Source organism: Tsukamurella paurometabola (genome assembly GCF_900631615.1).
GTDB lineage: Bacteria > Actinomycetota > Actinomycetes > Mycobacteriales > Mycobacteriaceae > Tsukamurella > Tsukamurella paurometabola_A.
Genome location: NZ_LR131273.1, coordinates 4,492,562 through 4,510,314, shown reverse-complemented (window position 1 = coordinate 4,510,314; position 17,753 = coordinate 4,492,562). Strand labels below are relative to the sequence as shown.

Below are 17,753 nucleotides of genomic sequence, written 5' to 3'. Positions count from 1 at the left end.
GCTGGAACGGAGTCACTTCCAGCCGAGGGCCGGAGCGACGTCCTTGACGAGGGACTCCAGCAGGCGGGTGTTGTAGTCCACGCCGAGCTGATTCGGCACCGTCACCAGCACGGTGTCGGCCTCGGCAATGCCCTCGTCGTCACGGAGCTGCTCGACGAGCTCATCCGGCTCGCCCGCGTAGGTGCGGCCGAAGACGGCGCGGAAGTCGTCGATCACACCGAACTGGTCGTCGCTGGAACGTTCGTGGCCGAAGTAGGCGCGACTCTCGTCGTCGATGATGGGCGTGATGCTGCGGCTCACGGAAACCCGCGGCTCGTGGTCGTGACCGGCCTCGGCCCAGGCGTCGCGGAACCTCCGGATCTGCTTCGCCTGCTGCACGTGGAAGGGCTCGCCCGACTCGTCGGTCTTCAGCGTCGAGCTCATCAGATTCATCCCGAGCTTCGCCGCCCACTCCGCGGTGGCGTCCGATGCGGCGCCCCACCAGATCCGGTCCCGCAGGGTGGGGGAGTGGGGCTCCACACGCAGGAGGCCCGGCGGGTTGGGGAACATCGGGCGCGGATTCGGCTGCGCGAAGCCGCCGCCCTCGAGCACCTTGAGCATCACCTCGGTGTGCTCGCGGCCCATGTCGGCATCCGTCTTGCCCTCGGAGGGCTGGTAGCCGAAGTACTTGTAGCCCTCGATCACCTGCTCGGGCGACCCCCGGCTCACGCCGAGCTGCAGCCGCTCGCCGGCGATGAGATCGGCGGCACCCGCGTCCTCCGCAAAGTACAGCGGATTCTCGTACCGCATGTCGATCACGCCGGTGCCGATCTCGATCCGTGACGTGCGCGCGCCGATCGCCGCGAGCAGCGGGAACGGCGAGCCGAGCTGCCGCGCGAAATGGTGCACGCGGAAGTAGGCGCCGTCGGCGCCCACCTCCTCGGCCGCCACCGCGAGATCGATCGACTGGTGCAGGACGTCGGCCGCGGTGCGGGTCCGCGAGCCGGGCGAATCGGTCCAGTGACCGAAGGACAGGAAGCCGATCTTCTTCATGGCCGCTACAACTACGGACTGCGGTCCGAATATTCCGTGGATCGTCGGGCTGCCGAGCGTTCCCGGGGGAGTATCAGGTGCGCGGCGCGCTGCTCCCGGAGCAGGTGCGCATCGACCAGCTCGGGAACGTCGTCGACGGTGACCCGTCCGTACCAGGCGTCGTCCGGCTGCACCGTGACGACGGGCGCGTGATTGCACGGGAACTGGCACCCGGTGACCGTGACCAGCGCATCGTCGTCGCCCAGGCCCGCGCGTCGTAGCTCGTCCCCGAACGCCGAGGTCAGTCCCGACGCGCCGAGGGCCGAGCACCGGGGACCGCGACACACGAGCACCTGGTGCCGGTGCCTCGGCACGTCCTCCCACGCCGGCGAGTGCAGCGGAGCGGCGTCCGCGGTCATCGGGGCCCCGCCCGCGGCGATCGCGGCCGCGAGCAGATCGCGGTCCGGTTCGGCGAGCAGTCGCGGCGCGAGGCGCAGCGTCGGCGGACCGTCGTAGCCACGGAGCCAATGCGCGGCGACCCGGCGCAACCACGACCGCTTCGGGCCGGGCTGCGCCCAGCCCGCGCCGATCAGCAGCACGTCGGAGGCGCCGCGATCGGCGACCGCGGTGAGCACGTCGACCAGCGCGGGGTCGTGCACCTGGAGGAAGGCCGCCTCGGCGGCGGCGTTGCGGGCGAGGGCGGTCAGGTCGTCGGGGTCGACACCGGCGGACATCCCGACGAGGATCGCGGTCACGGCAGGGCCCGGACGGCGTCGGCGAGGCGTCGGGCACCGTCGAGGAGGCGGACGCCGGACGTGGTCTCCGAGAACGGGATCACGACGAATCGGTTCTCGCGGACGGCACGGAGCTGACTCAGGGCAGGATCCTTGCGCGCCTGGTCGATCCGATCCTGCGCCGGATGTCCGGCGGTATCGGCAACGACGATGACGTCGGGGTCCGTGCCGACCACGTTCTCCAGGGAGACCTCGGCCCAGTTGCCCGGCAGGTGCGCGAAGACGTTCACGCCGCCGACCGCCTCGATGAGCAGCTGCGGCGTACCCTTGCCGGCGCCCACGTTGAGGCCGGTGCTGCTGCCGTAATCCCACCAGAGGATCCGCTGGCCCCGCGCCGCGCCCTGGAGCGCGGCCCCGCCCAGCTCGGCCTTCTGCGCCGCGACGAGTCGCGCTGCGGCGTCCTCGGTCCCGAAGGCCCGACCCGCCGCGGTCAGCTCGTCCCAGATCAGATCCCACGACGCGCGCTCCGGCTTCTTCGCGCACCCGGCCGGGGCCAGGAGCGTCGCGATGCCCTGGCTCTGCAGGCGGGCGCGGTCGCCGGCGTTCTTCTCGCTGAACGCCGAGGTGTACGAGCCGTAGACGATGTCGGGCCGCACCGACAGCATCTTCTCCTGTGACGGGTACTTCGCCGCCAGCACGGGGATCCGCTCGTAGTCGGCGCGCCAGCGCGGGGCGACCTCGTCATCGAGGTAGGCGGTGCCCACCATCCGATCGGCGACGCCGAGGGCGAGCGCCACCTCGGTCGCCCCCTGGTTCAACGTGACGATCCGGCGCGGCTCCGCCCGCACCTCCGAGGTGACATCGCATGTGGTGACGCTGACGGGGAATCGCTCGGAGGGTCGCGCCGGCGGCGTCGCCGGGGTGTTGCCGCAGCCGGTGAGGAGGGCCGCCGTGGCGACGGAGAGGACGAGGGGAGGAGCGAGGGCGATGGGCCGCATGGGTCGGACTCGATTCGTCGGCCGCCCCGTGCGCGGGGGCGGCGGTGGACACCTGCGAGCCGGCCGGTATCGGACTCGAGGCCGCGGAAGTCGCCGCCTCACACCGTTGCGCGCCAGTCCCGGATTCCCACCGGGTTCCCTGTGTCCGACTCGAGCGTGACGCTATCAGGCGGTCGCGATCCGGCGCCGCACCCCGGCGAGCGCCGCGACGGAGGCGGCGGCGGCCCACCCGGCGAGGATCGCCAGCGAGATCCAGGGCGACCAGCTCGCGGTATTCGCGGGTACGCCGATGGTTGCGAGCTGGGCGTTCGTGGCGGGGAGCCACGCCGCCAGCGCCCGCCCGAACGGCAGCGCGGGCACGGCGATCGCCTCCACGAGGAACCACCAGCCCAGCACCGCGCCGACCGCCGCGGTGGTCGACGACGCCAGGTGCCCGACGGCGAGGCCCAGCACCGCGAGCAGCGCCCCCGCGACGGGCCCGGCGGTGACGAGTCGGAGGATCTCGGCGGCGGGCGAGGACAGGCCGGTGACCGCGCCGACGATGATCGCCGCCGCGGCGCCCGCCAGGCCCGCGCAGGCGCCGCTCGCCCCGGCGACGAGGGCCTTCGCGCCGTATCCGAGAACCGGACTCGGGATGAGGATGCGGGTGATCGCCAGCGTCCCGTGGTCGCGGTCGAGGCCGATGAGCAGGGCCCCGGCCACGGCGATGAGCGCACCGCCGACCAGCCCGAAGCCGTACGCGGCAGTGGTCACCGTGGCGCCGCGGAAGACCGCCGCGAAGACGCCGACCACCACGGCCGCCGCGAGGGCGACCGCCGTCGCGCCGCCGAGCGTGGTGCGGAAACCGCGGGAGGTCAACGCCTTCCGGGTCTCCGCCGTCACGGACCGTCGCGCGACGGACCGCGACCGGGCCGCTTCCGGCGCGGAGGCCGTGGCGGCGGCCGTGGCGGCGGGCTCGTCGTCGCCCGTGAGGCGGAAGTACAGCGCCTCGAGGCCGGACCGGCCCGGCGGCGCGGGCTCGACGAGGTCGGCCAGAGGTGCGTCCGCGACGACGCGCCCCTCGTGCAGCGCGACGATACGGTCCGCCGTCTGCTCCAGCTCGCTGAGCAGGTGCGAGGACAGCAGCACCGTGCGACCGTCGTCGGCGAGCGCCCGGAGCGTGCGGCGGATCCACGCGATGGCCTCGGGATCGAGGCCGTTGACCGGCTCGTCGAGGACGATGACCGGCGGATCCCCGAGGACGGCGCCGGCGATCGCGAGCCGCTGCCGCATGCCGAGGGAGAAGCCGCCGACCGGGCGGTCGGCGACCCGCTGCAGGCCGACGAGGTCGAGCGCCGCGTCGACACGCGCGTCCGGCAGGCCGATCGCGGCCGCCATCCAGCGCAGGTGCTCGCGGGCCGTCCGCGACGGAGCCGCCCACTGCGCGTCGAGCAGCACCCCGATCGCCGCGCCCGGGTTGGGGAGTTCGCCGTACCGCAGGCCGTCGATCGTGACCGTGCCGGAGGACGGGCGCTCCAGGCCGGCGATGAGGCGCAGGGTGGTCGACTTCCCCGCACCGTTCGGGCCGATCAGCCCCGTGACCTCGCCCGACGGTGCCGTGAACGTCACGTCCTCCACGGCCACCGTCGTGCCGTAGCGGACGGTGACTCCGGCGAGTTCGATCACCGCGGCTTCGCGGCGACGGTCGTGCCGGCGGGCTTCGCCGGGACGGGCTTGGCCGCGGGCTTCGCGGGCGGCTTCGTGGTGGCCGGGCCGCCGCCCTTGCCGCTCGCCGCGAGCTCGCCGAGTGCGGCCAGCCCGCCGGTGGCGATGGGTGACCACCTCCCGGTCTGCAGGCCGATGAGCACCTGGTCCTCCCACGCGACGAGGCACGCGGCCGCGGGCGTGGCGGCGAGCTCCTGCAGCGCCGGGGCGAGATCGTCGCCCGCCTTCGTCAGCGCCTCGATCACCCTGGGCCGGTACTGCGCGTAGAGCGGCTTGATCGCGTCGTAGACCGCCTGCTCGGCCGCGTTGAGTGCGCCGACGGGCCCCGCGAGCGCGGGCTGCGACTGCTCGATCACCGGTTTGATCGCGGCGAGGAAGGGGCCGAACAGGCTGAGGATCGGGTCGTAGGCCTGGCCTGCGGCGAAGGCCTCGTCGGTGAACGCGCCGGCTGCGGGCGCCAGCAGGATCAGGGAGGCCAGGCCGCCCTTCTCCCGCGGCTTGGGCCATCCGAGGGGGCACTGGATATCGGCCGGGTTCACCCCGGGCGCGCCGGTGGACGCCGCCCCGCCGGGCTTCGCCGTGGACGACGTCGCCCCGGTGGGCTTCGCCGTGGGCGAGGGCGCCGATGCGGGCGTCGCGGAGGAGGAAGCGCTCGGCGACGGTACCGGTTTCGGCGTCGGGGCGGCGGCCGCGGCCCCGGCGACGGGGACGGTCACCGCGAGCGCGGCGGCGACGGCGGTGCGGGCGAACGCGGGCGGAATCCGGGTCATGGTGCCTTCTTCGGTGCGGAGGAACGGGGAGCGGTGGGCGTACCGGAGGCCGTGGGCGGCGGCCCGGCCTCGAAGACGCCCTCGAGGTGCCAGACGCCCGTGAAGTCGTTGAACGGGCCGCCCTGGATGTGGCTGGTCCAGTCGAGGGTGAAGCGCCGCGTCGCGGGATCGAAGGTGCCGGTCGCGGTCGGGCCGGTGGATCTCGCGGCCGGGGGCTGCGCGAGCCAGCGCTGTGAGACGACGTCCCAGGCCTTCCCGACCTGCTCCTGGCCGGCCGGAGCGGCGTCGGTGCGGGCGACCGGTTTCGGCGCGCCCTGGTTGAACTCCTGGTTGTTCCACGATGCCGCCCACGCGGAGACGTCCGCGGTGAGCGTCGATCCGGTGCGCGTCACCGACGGTGCGGGCAACGCGGCGCGGGTCTGCGGGTCGACGGCGTTCGTGGAGATGCCGAAGAGCACGTCGAAGAACTTCGTCGGCGTGATGACCGACCCCGATAGCGAATCCCCGTTCCGGAAGCCGGGTTTCGCCTCGGACTGGTAGGCGCCGGTGCGGAGGCCACCCGCGGTACCGGGCTTCAGGGCGGTCACGCGGCCCTCGTCGAGCGGCGAGTTGGCATTGTTCACGAACGGCCCGTCCGCCGTTCCGCCGACGATCGCCATCTTGAAGTAGGTGCCCGTCGGCTTGCCATCGGCGAAACCGCCGGGGGTGAACCGGAACAGTCCGACCAGTTGCTCGGTGGTCTCCGGCGCCGACGGTGCCGGCGTGCTGCAGGCGGCGGACGTCGCCGCGACCAGGGTGACCAGCGCGAGGGCGAGTGGCCGCGGCGCGGCGGGTCGGGTGGTCGTGCGGGGCGTCATGACGGGGCCTTTCGTCGGGTTCCGAGCAGTGCGCCGGCGACGGCGGCGCCGAGGACGAGCTCCGCCCACGGCAGGGCCGCGACGGTGCCGCCGGGCACGGGCAGCGCGGCGTTCGCCGACGCCAGTCGCCGGTACTCGGGGAGGTTGTCGTTGATCGCTCCGGTGAGCGACGCCAGATCGGACGACACCGTCTGCCACGAGGCGGTGAACGCACGGATCTCGGGCGTGCGGCGGACCGCCGCGCCGCGGTCGATCTCGCCGACTGCGCCGACCAGGGCGAGGAAGTCGTGCTGCAGGCGCACCACCTGTTGCTCGGTCATGATCGGTGCGAACCGGTCGACCACCCGGCCCGCGGATCCGGCACCGTCGACCAGGCCGGACGCGAGCGGGTGCACCACGAGTGCGACCGCGCACAGGAGCGCTGCGGCCGTCGCCCACCGGCGCGCCGGTGCGGATCGGGCGCGGAGCAGCACCGCCCCCGCGACGGCCAGCCCGACCCCGACCAGCAGGAGCAACTGGGGGAGGGTGCCCAGGCCGTGGATCCGGGCGAGTGCATCGACGTCGGGCTTCGCGGCCCGTGCCGACGCGAGCAGGTCCCGCGCGTTCGCCTCGACGTCCGCCGACCGTCCGGCGTACTGGACGGTGCGCGGCGCCGCCGCGAGCCGTCCGGCCGCGGCCTCCGCGCGGGTGGCGGCGCCGAACCGGGCGATCGCGTCGACGTCCCCGTCGAGGCGGTCCAGGGATTCCGCGGTCAGGTGCGGTGCGAAGGCGTCGAGCATCTTCGTGGCACCGGCCGTCGTGGTGGGGAGGCCGCCGGCGACCGAGCCGAGGGCCAGCACGATGCCCGCGACGAGGAGGAACCAGGCGGGCCACCGTCGGGCGGCCGGAGCCGGGGCGGTCCGCGGGGGCGCGACGGCGCGGAGCCGGGGAACGCCCCCGAGCAGTGCCGCCGCGGGTGCCGCTACTTGCTGTACGTACCGGTGAGATGCCACAGGCCGGTGAAGTTGTTGAACGGCCCGCCCACGATCTGGCTGGTCCACGTGATCGAGTAGCTCGAGCCGTTGATCGTGCCGGTCACGCGGCTGGTCTTGCCGGGGAGGCCGCCGCCGGGCTTGGGGGCGCCCTGGTTGAAGACCTGGCCGTTCCAGGCGACGCCGAACGCGGACAGGTCGCCGGACAGCGACGAGCCGTTGCGGGTGATGGTCGGGACCGCGGTGGCGGAGCCGGTCTGCGGGTCGGTCGCCTTCGTCGAGGTCACGAAGTCGGAGCCGAAGAAGGTGCGGGCCGACGTGACCTGCCCCTGGTACGAGCCGGAGGTCAGCGAACCCGACAGCGGAGTGATCGTCTTGTCCGAGTTGGGGGAGTTGCCGTTGGCGAGGAACGGCCCCGAGGAGCTGCCGCTCGGCAGAATCATCCGGAAGTACGAGCCGGAGTCGATCGAGAACGTGCCCGTGAGGGTCTCGGCGTTCGCGGCCGGAGTGGCGACGACGGTGGCCGCCGCCGCGGCGGTCGCGGCCACGGTGGCGATGACGGCGCGGCGGGACAGGGTGTGGCGCATGGTCGATCTCGCTTTCTTCGGAAGGTGAAGGAGCCCGATGGAAGCTGAACGCTAGTTGTGGTCGTACGGCCCGCGAAGGGTTGCGATCACCACGATCCGGGAACCGTGGTCGCCCGCATCGGGGATCGACGCCCGGAGGTCTTGCCCCGATGGACCGTGCGGCGTAGATTTCAACACATGATGAATAACGGTTGCGTCGTGGTCGGCGGAGGCCCCGCCGGGATGGTCCTCGGACTCCTGCTCGCCCGCGGTGGCGTGCGAGTCACGGTGCTGGAGAAGCACTCCGACTTTCTGCGTGACTTCCGCGGGGATACGGTGCACGCCTCGACCCTGACGCTGCTCGACGAGCTCGGGCTCGGTGAGCGCTTCGCGGCGATGCCGCACCGCGACGTCGAGCGGATGACGCTCCGGCTCGACGCGGGGGAGGCCGCCGTCGCGGACTTCCGCAGGCTGCCGGGCGCCCACCGGCACATCGCCTTCGCCCCGCAGTGGGACCTCCTCGACCTCCTGGCCGCCGCGGCCGCCGAGGAGCCGACCTTCACCCTCGTGCGCGACGCGGAGGTGATCGACGTGGTGCGCGACGGCGGCAGGGTCACCGGAGTCCGCTACCGCGACCGCGCGACCGGCGGCGAGCACGAACTGCGCGCGGCGCTGACCGTGGCCTGCGACGGGCGCTCGTCCGCGGTCCGTGCCGCCGTCGGGCTCGTGCCTCGCCGCTTCGGCGTCCCCATGGACGTGCTGTGGTTCCGCCTTCCGCGCGAACGCACCGATCCCGACGGCGTTTTCGGGCGCCTGAGCGCGGGCCGCTTCGCGATCACCATCGATCGCGGCGACTACTGGCAGTGCGCCTCCGTCATCCCCAAGGGCACCGACGCGGAGCTCCGCGCGGCCGGCATCGACGGCTTCCGGCGGGACGTCGCGGCGCTCTTGCCGTGGACCGCCGGCCGCCTCGACGCGCTCACCTCGCTGGACGGCGTCAAACTGCTCGACGTGGAGCTCAATCGGCTGCGCCGCTGGTACGCCGACGGCCTGCTGCTCATCGGCGACGCCGCGCACGCCATGTCTCCCGTCGGCGGCGTCGGGATCAACCTCGCCGTCGCCGACGCGGTGGCCGCCGCCCGCATCGTCGGCCCCGCGTTGCGGTCCGACGGTGTCGTCCCGCTGCGCTTGCTGCGCGGGGTGCAGCGGCGTCGGTGGCTGCCGACCGCGCTGATCCAGGGCGTGCAGCGCGGAATCCATCGCGCGATCCTCGCGCCCGCCCTCGCCGCGTCCCCGACGACGGCCGCGGGGCGCCTTCCGCTGCCACTGCGCCTCCTCCGGCGATTCCCCGCGCTGCAGGGCGTCACCGCCCGGATGGTCGCGATCGGGCCGCTGCCCGAGCACGCGCCGCAGTGGGCGCGCCGCCCCGCAGCGCGCAGCGGCACCGGACGCTGAGTGGCCGTTGACTACAGTCGAGGCGTGAGCACTTCCACCATCGCGATCCTGATCGCCGTCGTCGCCGTCCTCGTCGTGCTGGCGGCGCTGGTGACCGGCTACTACCTCAACAAGCGGCGCCGCGTCTCCCTGAAGGACGACGAGACGACGGAGCCCAAGAGCCTCGACAAGTCGGGCGGGTACAAGGCCGGTGGTGGTTTCACCTTCAGTGAGGGCACGCGCGAGGCCGAGCCCGTCCCGCTGGTTCCGAAGGCGCCGCCCGCCCCGAAACCCGCGCCCGAGCCGGAGCCGAAGGTCTCGCTCAAGGACCTGCAGGAGACGCGTGAGCAGGAGGCGGCCGAGGCGGCGCAGGCGCAGGCCGACGCGCGCCTCGCCGAGGCCGAGGACCTCGACCCCGGTATCGCGAACGTCGCCCCCGAGGCGCCCACCGAGATCGAGCAGATCGAGGCCGCCGCCCCCGAGGCCGCGGAGGCCGCGGAGGATGTCGAGGCGGCGGAGCCCGCGGCACCGGTGGCGCCCGCAGCCCCGGACGCGCCGGCCGAGGCGGAGGCTCCCGTGGCGGAGCCCTCCGTGGCGGAGCGCCCCGCAGCGGAGGAGGCGCCGTCGGCCCCGGCCCCGCAGTTGGACGAGATCGCCCCGACGGCGGGCCGCCTCGACCGGCTCAAGGGCCGGCTCGCGCGCTCCCAGTCGACGGTCGGCGCATCGCTGCTCGGCCTGCTCGGCGCGGGCGACCTCGACGAGGAGTCGTGGGAGGAGATCGAGGACACCCTGCTCCTCGCCGACCTCGGCACGCCGACGACGATGGCCGTCGTCGAGAAGCTGCGCGACCGGATCGCCACCCAGGGCGTCTCCAGCGCCGCCGAAGCGCGTGCGCTGCTGCGCCAGGTGCTGATCGAGGAACTGCACCCCGAGTACGACCGCAGCATCAAGGCCCTGCCGCACGCCGGCGCGCCGTCGGTGCTGCTGGTGGTCGGCGTCAACGGCACCGGCAAGACCACCACCACCGGCAAGCTGGCCCGCGTGCTCGTCGCCGACGGCCGGCGCGTGCTGCTCGGCGCCGCCGACACCTTCCGCGCGGCCGCCGCCGACCAGCTGCAGACCTGGGGCGAGCGCGTGGGTGCCGAGGTCGTGCGCGGCAAGGAGGGCGCCGACCCCGCCGCCGTCGCCTTCGACGCCGTCGCCAAGGGCACGGAGGAGGGCGTCGACGTGGTGCTGATCGACACCGCCGGCCGCCTGCACACCAAGACCGGCCTCATGGACGAGCTCGACAAGGTCAAGCGCGTCGTCGAGAAGAAGGCCAAGGTCGACGAGGTGCTGCTCGTCCTCGACGCGACCATCGGGCAGAACGGCCTGGCGCAGGCGAAGGTGTTCGCCGAGGTCGTCGAGATCACGGGCGTCGTGCTCACCAAACTCGACGGCACCGCCAAGGGCGGCATCGTGTACGCCGTGCAACACGAGCTCGGCGTGCCGGTCAAGCTCGTCGGCCTCGGCGAGGGCGCCGACGACCTGGCCCCGTTCGAGCCGGCCGCCTTCGTCGACGCCCTCCTGGGGTAGTACCCGCCTCACGATGTCGAGTTCTCGACGGGGGCAGGTGCTCCAGCGCACCTCCGCGGCCACAGGACGCGACATCGTGAGCCCATCGCGACGCGCCCGGTAACACCGCCGTAACCGGACGCCCGGAAGGTGGCCGGACCGGTTACACACGGGCAACACGAGCGCCTCCACAGGGAAACCGCAGCCGCAGAAGCTGTTCTCACTCGCGCCGCAACGGCGGCGCGCCCGAGGAGGTTTCCCGTGCTCTTGGCTTCTGTGCCCGACGAACTGTTCGGCAAGGTCGACTCCGGCACCACCGCGTGGATGCTGATGTCCGCGGCCCTGGTGCTGCTCATGACGCCCGCTCTCGCGTTCTTCTACGGCGGTCTCTCGCGCCAGAAGAGCGTGCTCAACATGATGATGATGTCGATCGGGTCGCTCGGCCTGGTCTCCGTGATCTACGTGCTCTGGGGCTACTCGACGTCGTTCTCCGGGGAGGGCAACTACCTCGGGATGTTCGACAACCCGTTCACGTACTTCGGCCTCGACCAGCTGATGGAGACGAAGACCTCGGGCGAGGACACTCTGGTGGTGCTCAACGCCGCGGGGAGCGGCCTCCCGGCGATCGTCTTCGCCGGCTTCCAGCTGACCTTCGCCGTGATCACCGTCGCGCTGATCTCGGGCGCGCTCGCCGAGCGCGTGAAGTTCGGCACGTGGCTGGTGTTCACCGGCATCTGGACCACGATCGTCTACCTGCCGCTCGCCCACATGGTGTGGGGCGGCGGCCTGCTCTCGAACGCGGAGGGCGGCATCGCCGCGAAGCTCTTCGGCACCACCGACGGCAAGGCCACCGTGGCGCCCATCGACTTCGCCGGCGGCACCGTGGTCCACATCAACGCCGGTATCGCGGGCCTGGTGCTGGCGATCATCGTCGGCAAGCGGCTCGGCTTCGGCAAGCAGTCCTACCGCCCCCACAACATCCCGTTCGTGATGCTCGGTGCGGCGCTGCTGTGGTTCGGCTGGTTCGGCTTCAACGCCGGCTCCGCCCTCGGCGCGAACTCCACCGCCGGCCTGGCCTGGGTCAATACCACCGCGGCCACCGCCGCCGCGATGCTCGGCTGGCTCGCGGTGGAGAAGTTCCGCGACGGGCACGCCACCACGGTGGGCGCCGCGTCCGGTGTCGTCGCCGGCCTCGTCGCCATCACCCCCGCATGCGCCAACGTCACCCCCGTGGGGGCGCTCATCCTGGGCGTCGTCGCCGGTGTCGCCGCCGCCTTCGGTGTCGGCCTGAAGTCCAAGTTCGGCTTCGACGACTCGCTTGACGTGGTGGGCGTGCACCTGGTGGCCGGCCTGATCGGTACCGTCGCGCTGGGTTTCCTCGCCAAGGACACCGGCCTGTTCTACGGCGGCGACTACAAGCAGCTGGTGGTGCAGATCGTGATCGCCGCCGTCGCCCTCGCGTTCACCGCGATCCTCACCGCGGTCATCGCGTTCGCGCTCAAGCCGCTCGGCTGGCGCGTCGAGAAGGAGGACGAGGCCGACGGCATCGACAACTCCGAGCACGCCGAGACGGCTTACGACCTGGTCTGAGGTGACCGGATCTAAGCTGAATCCACATCCGACTTAAGCGAAGGAAACTCTTATGAAGCTGGTCACCGCGATCGTCAAGCCCTTCACGCTCGAGGACGTGAAGGCGGGCCTCGAGCAGGCCGGGATCCTCGGTATGACCGTCAGCGAGGTACAGGGCTACGGCCGGCAGAAGGGGCACACCGAGGTGTACCGCGGCGCCGAGTACTCCGTGGACTTCGTGCCGAAGGTCCGCATCGAGGTGGTCGTCGACGACGCCGTCGTGGACAGCGTGGTCGACGTCATCGTCGAGGGCGCGCGCACCGGCAAGATCGGCGACGGCAAGGTCTGGGTCACCCCCGTCGAGTCCGTCGTGCGCGTGCGCACCGGCGAGCGCGGCAACGAGGCCCTGTAGGAACGCCGATGACGGTGCCGGACAGGGCGATCGAGTCGACCGAGGCGAGCGGGACGCCCGCCGGAGGCGGGCAGGGCGGTGCGACGGAGTTGGTCGCAGCCCGGGCCCGCCTCCTGGACCGGGCGGCCGGGCCGCACCGCCTCGACCCCGCGGCCCTGCGCGGTGCCCTCGCCGATCTGGCGGAGGTCTGGCTCACCACCCACGGCGCCGCCGCGGGGATCGGCCCGGACAGCGGCCTCGCCCTCGTCGCCGTCGGGGGATTGGGGCGGCGGGAGCTGCTGCCGCACAGCGACTTCGACCTGTTGCTCGTGCACGACGACGGGCTCGACCCCGAACACGTCACCGCGGTCGCCGAGAGCATCTGGTACCCCCTGTGGGACGCCCACATCAAGCTCGACCACAGTGTCCGCACCGTCCCCGAGGCGGTCCGGGTCGCGAAGTCCGATCTCACGGCCGCCCTCGGCCTCCTCGACGCCCGGCACATCGTGGGCGACGAGGAGATCACCAACCTGCTCATCAGCGGTGTTCGCCGCCAGTGGCGCGCCGATATCCGCTCCCGCGTGGACGACCTCGTCGACCAGGCCCGCGAGCGCTGGCGCCGCTCGGGAGAGATCGCGCACCGCGCGGAGCCGGACCTCAAGAACGGCCGCGGCGGCATGCGCGACGTGCAGCTCCTGCAGGCCCTCTCGCTCGCCCAGCTCACCGACGGGATCCCGACCCCGTCGGCCAGCCCGAGCGGAACCACCGGCAACGACCTGGCGGCCGCGTACGGCCGGCTGCTGGACGTCCGCACCGAGCTGCACCGCATCTCCGGCCGCGCCCGCGACCAGGTGCGCGCCCAGGAGGCCGACGAGATCGGCGCCGCGCTCCGGCTCGGCGACCGCTTCGACCTGGCGCGCACCATCAGTGACAGCGGGCGCACCGTCGCCTACGCCGTCGACGTGGGCATCCGCACCGCGCAGAACGCCCTGCCGCGGCGCGGCTTCTCCCGGCTGCGCCGCCCGCCCGTGCGGCGACCGCTCGCGGAGGGCGTGGTCGAGCACGCCGGCGAGGTCACGCTCGCCCGCGACGCCCGACCCGACCGCGACCCCGGCCTGACCGTTCGCGTGGCCGCCGCGGCGGCCGCCTCCGGCCTGCCGATGTCCGCGTCCACCCTGGCGCGCCTCGCCGAGGTCGCGCCGGCACCGCGCAGCCCCTGGCCCGCGGAGACGGTCGCGGACCTGCTCGCGCTGCTCGGCGCAGGGCGGAGCGCGGTGTCCGTGATCGAAGCGCTCGACCGCACCGGCCTGTGGGGTCGGCTGCTCCCCGAGTGGGGTGCCGTGCGGGACCTGCCCCCGCGCGACGCCGTGCACACCTGGACCGTCGATCGACACCTCGTCGAGACCGCCGCGCACGCGGCCAACCGCGCCACCGACGTCGCCCGCCCCGACCTGCTCGTGCTCGGCGCGCTGCTGCACGATCTCGGCAAGGGACGCGGCGGCGACCACAGCGTGATCGGCGCCGAACTCGCGGAGGCCATCGCCGCCCGGCTGGGCCTACCCGCCGCCGACACCGCGCTGCTCGCCGCAATGGTGCGCCACCACCTCCTGCTGCCCGCCGTGGCCACCCGCCGCGACCTGGACGATCCGGCGACCATCGAGATGGTCGCCGAGAAGATCGGCCACGACCCGGTCCTGCTGGAGCTCCTGCACGCCCTCGCGGAGGCCGACTCGCTGGCCACCGGCCCCGGGGTGTGGGGCGACTGGAAGTCGCGACTCATCGGCGAACTCGTCCGCCGCACGCGCCGCGTTCTGGACGGAGACCCCGCGCCGCAGCCGGGCCCCGTGCCCGAGGAGGTGGCGGCGCTCGCGGCGGCGGGTGGGACGCACGTGCGGATCACTCCGTCGCCCGCGCTGGGCCCGCACACCTTCACCGTCGCCGTCGTCGGACCCGACCGGCGCGGGGTACTCGCCCGGATGGCCGCGGTGCTCGCCCTGGCGGGCCTGCGGGTGCAGAGCGCGACGGTCGGCGCCGTCGGGGAGTCGGCGGTCAACACCTTCCTCGTCGTCCCCACCTTCGGCGACCCTCCGGACCCGGCGCTCGTGCGGCAGCGGCTGCTCGCGGCCCTCGACGGCGCCGACGTCCTCGCGGAGCTCCGCGCCCGCGAACGGGCCGCGGCGGCCCCCGTCGACGGCAGCGCGGCCGCGCCGCCCCTGCGGGTGGCCGCCCCGCCCCGCCTGCGGTGGTTCGACGGTGCGCCCGGCACCGTCGTCCTCGAGGTCCGGTCCGGCGACACCCCGGGCCTGCTCGCGCGGGTCGCGGGCGCCCTCGACGACGCCGGACTCGACGTCCGCTGGGCCAAGGTCGCGACCCTCGGCGCGACCGCCGTCGACGTCTTCTGCCTGGCGGTCCCGGGCGACGAGGGGGCCGTGCGGGCCCGCGCGGAGGAGGCGGTCATCGCCGTTCTGCCGGAGGCAGCGCCGCCTGCGCCACCGGAGGACGAGCAGACCCGATAGTCTGGAGCAATGTTCGAATCCCTCTCCGATCGGCTCACAGGCGCGCTCAAGGACCTGCGCGGCAAGGGCCGGCTCACCGACGCCGACATCGACTCGACGGCGCGCGAGATCAGGCTCGCGCTGCTCGAGGCCGATGTCGCGCTGCCCGTGGTGCGCGCCTTCGTCGCCCGGGTCAAGGAGCGGGCCAAGGGCCACGAGGTCTCGGCCGCGCTCAACCCGGCGCAGCAGATCGTCAAGATCGTCAACGAGGAACTCGTCGGCATCCTCGGCGGCGAGACCCGGCGGCTCAACCTGGCGAAGACGCCGCCGACCGTCATCATGCTGGCCGGCCTCCAGGGCGCCGGCAAGACCACGCTCGCCGGCAAGCTCGCCCACTTCCTCAAGAAGCAGGGGCACACGCCGATGCTCGTGGCCTGCGACCTGCAGCGCCCCGGCGCCGTCGACCAGCTGAAGATCGTCGGCGAGCGCGCCGGCGTCCCCACGTACGCCCCGCACCCCGGCACTTCCGTCGGCGGCGAGGGCGCGCTCGGCGTCAGCGCCGCCGACCCCGTCGAGGTCGCCCGCGGCGGCATCGCCGAGGCCCGGGCGAAGCAGCACGACGTGGTGATCGTCGACACCGCCGGCCGCCTCGGCATCGACGAGGAGCTCATGGGCCAGGCCCGGTCGATCCGCGACGCGGTGGACCCCGACGAGGTGCTGTTCGTCCTCGACGCCATGATCGGCCAGGACGCGGTGACCACCGCGCAGGCCTTCGCCGACGGCGTCGACTTCACCGGCGTCGTCCTCACCAAGCTCGACGGCGACGCCCGCGGCGGTGCCGCGCTCTCGGTCCGCGAGATCACGGGCAAGCCGATCCTGTTCGCGTCCACCGGCGAGAAGCTCGACGACTTCGACGTCTTCCACCCCGACCGGATGAGCTCGCGGATCCTCGGCATGGGCGACGTGCTCTCGCTCATCGAGCAGGCCGAGCAGCACATGGATCAGCAGAAGGCGGAGGAAGCGGCCGCCAAGATCACCTCCGGTGAGCTGACCCTCGAGGACTTCCTCGACCAGATGCTGATGATCCGCAAGATGGGTCCCATCGGGAACCTGCTGGGCATGCTGCCCGGCGCGGGCCAGATGAAGGACGCCCTCGCCGCCGTCGACGACAGCCAGCTCGACCGGATCCAGGCGATCATCCGCGGCATGACGCCCGCCGAGCGCGCCGATCCGAAGATCATCAACGCCTCCCGGCGGCTGCGCATCGCCAAGGGCTCCGGCGTCACGGTCTCCGACGTCAATCAGCTGGTGGACCGGTTCTTCGAGGCGCGGAAGATGATGTCGCAGATGGCGGGGTTCGGCGCGCCGAAGCGGCTCCCCAAGCGCAAGCAGAAGGGCAAGCAGGGGAAGAAGAACCGCAACCGGCAGGCCGGTCCCACGCCGCCGAAGATGCGTGGCGGCTTCCCCGGGATGCCCGGCATGCCCGCGGGCATGGACCTGTCGAACATGCCCAAGGGGCTCGATCAGCTGCCGCCCGGGCTGGAGGGAATCGACATGGCGGCCCTCGAGGAGCAGCTCCGCAAGAAGCGGTAGCCGGGCTACAGTGCCGGAATGAGCAGTCTGCACTTCTCCGGCGCCGTCCTCCCGGGCGGCGACGGCGAGTTCTGGGTGTCCGACGGTGCCGTGCACCTGACGGATCCGGGCGGTCCCGCCGCCGAGTTGAGCGGCTTCGCCGTGCCCGGCTACGTCGACGCGCACTGCCACGTGGGCATCGTCGAGGAGGGGGAGCCGGACCTCGTTCGCGGCCGGGCGCTGGCGCTGGAGGACGTCGCCGTCGGCGTCACCGTGATCCGCGAGCCCGGTTCCGACCTCGACACGTCGCCGCTGGACGGGCAGCCGGGGCTGCCGCGGTTCGTGCGCATGGGCCGGCACATCGCGCTGGTGAAGCGGTACACCCGCGGGCTCGGGGAGCAGCTCGAGGACCCGTCGCAGCTCGTCGACGCGGTGCGCCGACGAGCCGCCGAGGGACACCCGTGGATCAAGCTGGTGGGCGACTGGATCGACCGGTCCGTCGGCGACCTCGCGCCGCTGTGGCCCGACGACGTACTCGCCGAGGCCGTCGCCGTGGCCCACGACGCGGGCGCCCGAGTCACCGCGCACGTCTTCGGCGAGGACGCCCTGCCGGGGCTGCTCGCCGCCGGCGTCGACGCGATCGAGCACGGTTCCGGACTCACCGCCGACACCATCGAGACCATGGTGGAGAAGGGGATCGGACTGGTGCCCACCATGATCCAGATCGAGAACTTCCCCTCCATCGCCGCGCCCGCGCAGGAGAAGTTCCCGACGTACCACCGGCACATGATGGCGCTGCACGACCGCCGCAAGGCCACCTTCCGCGCCGCGTGGGAGGCCGGGGTCGCCATGTACGCGGGCACCGACGCCGGTGGCTTCAACGTGCACGGCGCCCTGCCCCGCGAGATCGCGGCGCTCGCCGCCGTCATGCCGCCCGAGGAGGCCGTCGCCGCCGCGTCCTGGCGGGCGCGGCAGTGGCTCGGCTTCGCGGGGATCGACGACGGCGCCCCCGCCGACCTGGTGATCTACGACGAGGACCCGCGCGTCGCCCTCGCCCACGGCGCGCTGCCGGCACCGTCGGCCGTGGTGGTCCGGGGCGAGCTCGCCGACCTGCCCCGGTGACTCCC

The 17,753-nt window shown here is 73.3% G+C and carries 15 protein-coding genes and 1 riboswitch; of the genes, 7 read left to right on the top strand and 8 right to left on the bottom strand.

Annotated elements, in window-relative coordinates:
- Nucleotides 1-12: 12 nt before the first annotated feature.
- The 8 genes from ELY19_RS22425 to ELY19_RS22390 form a co-directional block, all read right to left on the bottom strand.
- Nucleotides 13-1,032 (bottom strand): LLM class flavin-dependent oxidoreductase, encoded by a 1,020-nt coding sequence (locus tag ELY19_RS22425; protein WP_126198463.1) that lies wholly within the window; start codon nt 1,030-1,032, stop codon nt 13-15.
- Between the two features lie 11 nt (nt 1,033-1,043).
- Nucleotides 1,044-1,766 (bottom strand): (2Fe-2S) ferredoxin domain-containing protein, encoded by a 723-nt coding sequence (locus ELY19_RS22420; RefSeq protein ID WP_126198462.1) that lies wholly within the window; start codon nt 1,764-1,766, stop codon nt 1,044-1,046.
- Entirely contained in the window at nt 1,763-2,743 is a 981-nt protein-coding gene (locus ELY19_RS22415) for an ABC transporter substrate-binding protein (protein WP_126198461.1), read from the bottom strand. The genes ELY19_RS22420 and ELY19_RS22415 overlap by 4 nt, the downstream gene beginning before the upstream one ends.
- A gap of 44 nt (nt 2,744-2,787) precedes the next feature.
- A riboswitch (cobalamin riboswitch) is annotated at nt 2,788-2,908 on the bottom strand.
- Complete coding sequence (locus ELY19_RS23665) at nt 2,909-4,408, bottom strand: ABC transporter ATP-binding protein (RefSeq protein ID WP_197715953.1); 1,500 nt, start codon at nt 4,406-4,408, stop codon at nt 2,909-2,911.
- Nucleotides 4,405-5,217, bottom strand: coding sequence for a hypothetical protein (locus ELY19_RS22405; RefSeq protein WP_126198460.1), 813 nt, complete (start codon nt 5,215-5,217; stop codon nt 4,405-4,407). The genes ELY19_RS23665 and ELY19_RS22405 overlap by 4 nt, the downstream gene beginning before the upstream one ends.
- A complete protein-coding gene (locus tag ELY19_RS22400; protein ID WP_126198459.1) occupies nt 5,214-6,074 on the bottom strand; it encodes a hypothetical protein in 861 nt (286 codons plus the stop codon). Before ELY19_RS22400 ends, ELY19_RS22405 begins: the two co-directional genes overlap by 4 nt.
- Nucleotides 6,071-7,066 carry a hypothetical protein gene (locus ELY19_RS22395; RefSeq protein WP_126198458.1) on the bottom strand — a complete coding sequence of 332 codons (996 nt, stop codon included), beginning with the start codon at nt 7,064-7,066 and terminating at the stop codon, nt 6,071-6,073. Before ELY19_RS22395 ends, ELY19_RS22400 begins: the two co-directional genes overlap by 4 nt.
- On the bottom strand, nt 7,036-7,632 hold the full coding sequence (locus ELY19_RS22390; RefSeq protein ID WP_126198457.1) for a hypothetical protein: 597 nt from the start codon (nt 7,630-7,632) through the stop codon (nt 7,036-7,038). The genes ELY19_RS22395 and ELY19_RS22390 overlap by 31 nt, the downstream gene beginning before the upstream one ends.
- Nucleotides 7,633-7,809: 177 nt before the next feature.
- Here ELY19_RS22390 and ELY19_RS22385 point away from each other — a divergent pair, with 177 nt between their 5' ends.
- From ELY19_RS22385 to ELY19_RS22355, 7 genes are all read left to right on the top strand, one after another.
- Nucleotides 7,810-9,066: an FAD-dependent oxidoreductase gene (locus ELY19_RS22385; protein WP_126198456.1), complete on the top strand. Its 1,257-nt coding sequence runs from the start codon at nt 7,810-7,812 to the stop codon at nt 9,064-9,066.
- Nucleotides 9,067-9,090: 24 nt separating this feature from the next.
- A complete protein-coding gene (ftsY, locus tag ELY19_RS22380; RefSeq protein WP_126198455.1) occupies nt 9,091-10,620 on the top strand; it encodes a signal recognition particle-docking protein FtsY in 1,530 nt (509 codons plus the stop codon).
- A 240-nt stretch (nt 10,621-10,860) separates the two neighbouring features.
- Nucleotides 10,861-12,189 carry an ammonium transporter gene (locus tag ELY19_RS22375; RefSeq protein WP_197715952.1) on the top strand — a complete coding sequence of 443 codons (1,329 nt, stop codon included), beginning with the start codon at nt 10,861-10,863 and terminating at the stop codon, nt 12,187-12,189.
- A gap of 52 nt (nt 12,190-12,241) precedes the next feature.
- Complete coding sequence (locus tag ELY19_RS22370) at nt 12,242-12,580, top strand: P-II family nitrogen regulator (protein ID WP_068524879.1); 339 nt, start codon at nt 12,242-12,244, stop codon at nt 12,578-12,580.
- An 8-nt stretch (nt 12,581-12,588) separates the two neighbouring features.
- The gene (locus ELY19_RS22365) at nt 12,589-15,075 is read left to right on the top strand and encodes a [protein-PII] uridylyltransferase (protein ID WP_126198454.1); all 2,487 of its coding nucleotides are present in this window, start codon (nt 12,589-12,591) and stop codon (nt 15,073-15,075) included.
- Between the two features lie 9 nt (nt 15,076-15,084).
- Entirely contained in the window at nt 15,085-16,647 is a 1,563-nt protein-coding gene (gene ffh / locus ELY19_RS22360) for a signal recognition particle protein (protein ID WP_126198453.1), read from the top strand.
- A gap of 18 nt (nt 16,648-16,665) precedes the next feature.
- On the top strand, nt 16,666-17,748 hold the full coding sequence (locus tag ELY19_RS22355; protein ID WP_126198452.1) for an amidohydrolase family protein: 1,083 nt from the start codon (nt 16,666-16,668) through the stop codon (nt 17,746-17,748).
- The last annotated feature ends 5 nt before the right edge of the window (nt 17,749-17,753 follow it).

Excerpts from the sequence above, each read along its gene's own strand:
- ELY19_RS22425 (WP_126198463.1), bottom strand. The coding sequence starts at position 1,032 with ATGAAGAAGATCGGCTTCCTGTCCTTCGGTCACTGGACCGATTCGCCC.
- ELY19_RS22415 (WP_126198461.1), bottom strand. The coding sequence starts at position 2,743 with ATGCGGCCCATCGCCCTCGCTCCTCCCCTCGTCCTCTCCGTCGCCACG.
- ELY19_RS22405 (WP_126198460.1), bottom strand. The coding sequence starts at position 5,217 with ATGACCCGGATTCCGCCCGCGTTCGCCCGCACCGCCGTCGCCGCCGCG.
- ELY19_RS22400 (WP_126198459.1), bottom strand. The coding sequence starts at position 6,074 with ATGACGCCCCGCACGACCACCCGACCCGCCGCGCCGCGGCCACTCGCC.
- ELY19_RS22390 (WP_126198457.1), bottom strand. The coding sequence starts at position 7,632 with ATGCGCCACACCCTGTCCCGCCGCGCCGTCATCGCCACCGTGGCCGCG.
- ELY19_RS22385 (WP_126198456.1), top strand. The coding sequence starts at position 7,810 with ATGATGAATAACGGTTGCGTCGTGGTCGGCGGAGGCCCCGCCGGGATG.
- ELY19_RS22370 (WP_068524879.1), top strand. The coding sequence starts at position 12,242 with ATGAAGCTGGTCACCGCGATCGTCAAGCCCTTCACGCTCGAGGACGTG.
- ELY19_RS22365 (WP_126198454.1), top strand. The coding sequence starts at position 12,589 with ATGACGGTGCCGGACAGGGCGATCGAGTCGACCGAGGCGAGCGGGACG.
- ffh (WP_126198453.1), top strand. The coding sequence starts at position 15,085 with ATGTTCGAATCCCTCTCCGATCGGCTCACAGGCGCGCTCAAGGACCTG.
- ELY19_RS22355 (WP_126198452.1), top strand. The coding sequence starts at position 16,666 with ATGAGCAGTCTGCACTTCTCCGGCGCCGTCCTCCCGGGCGGCGACGGC.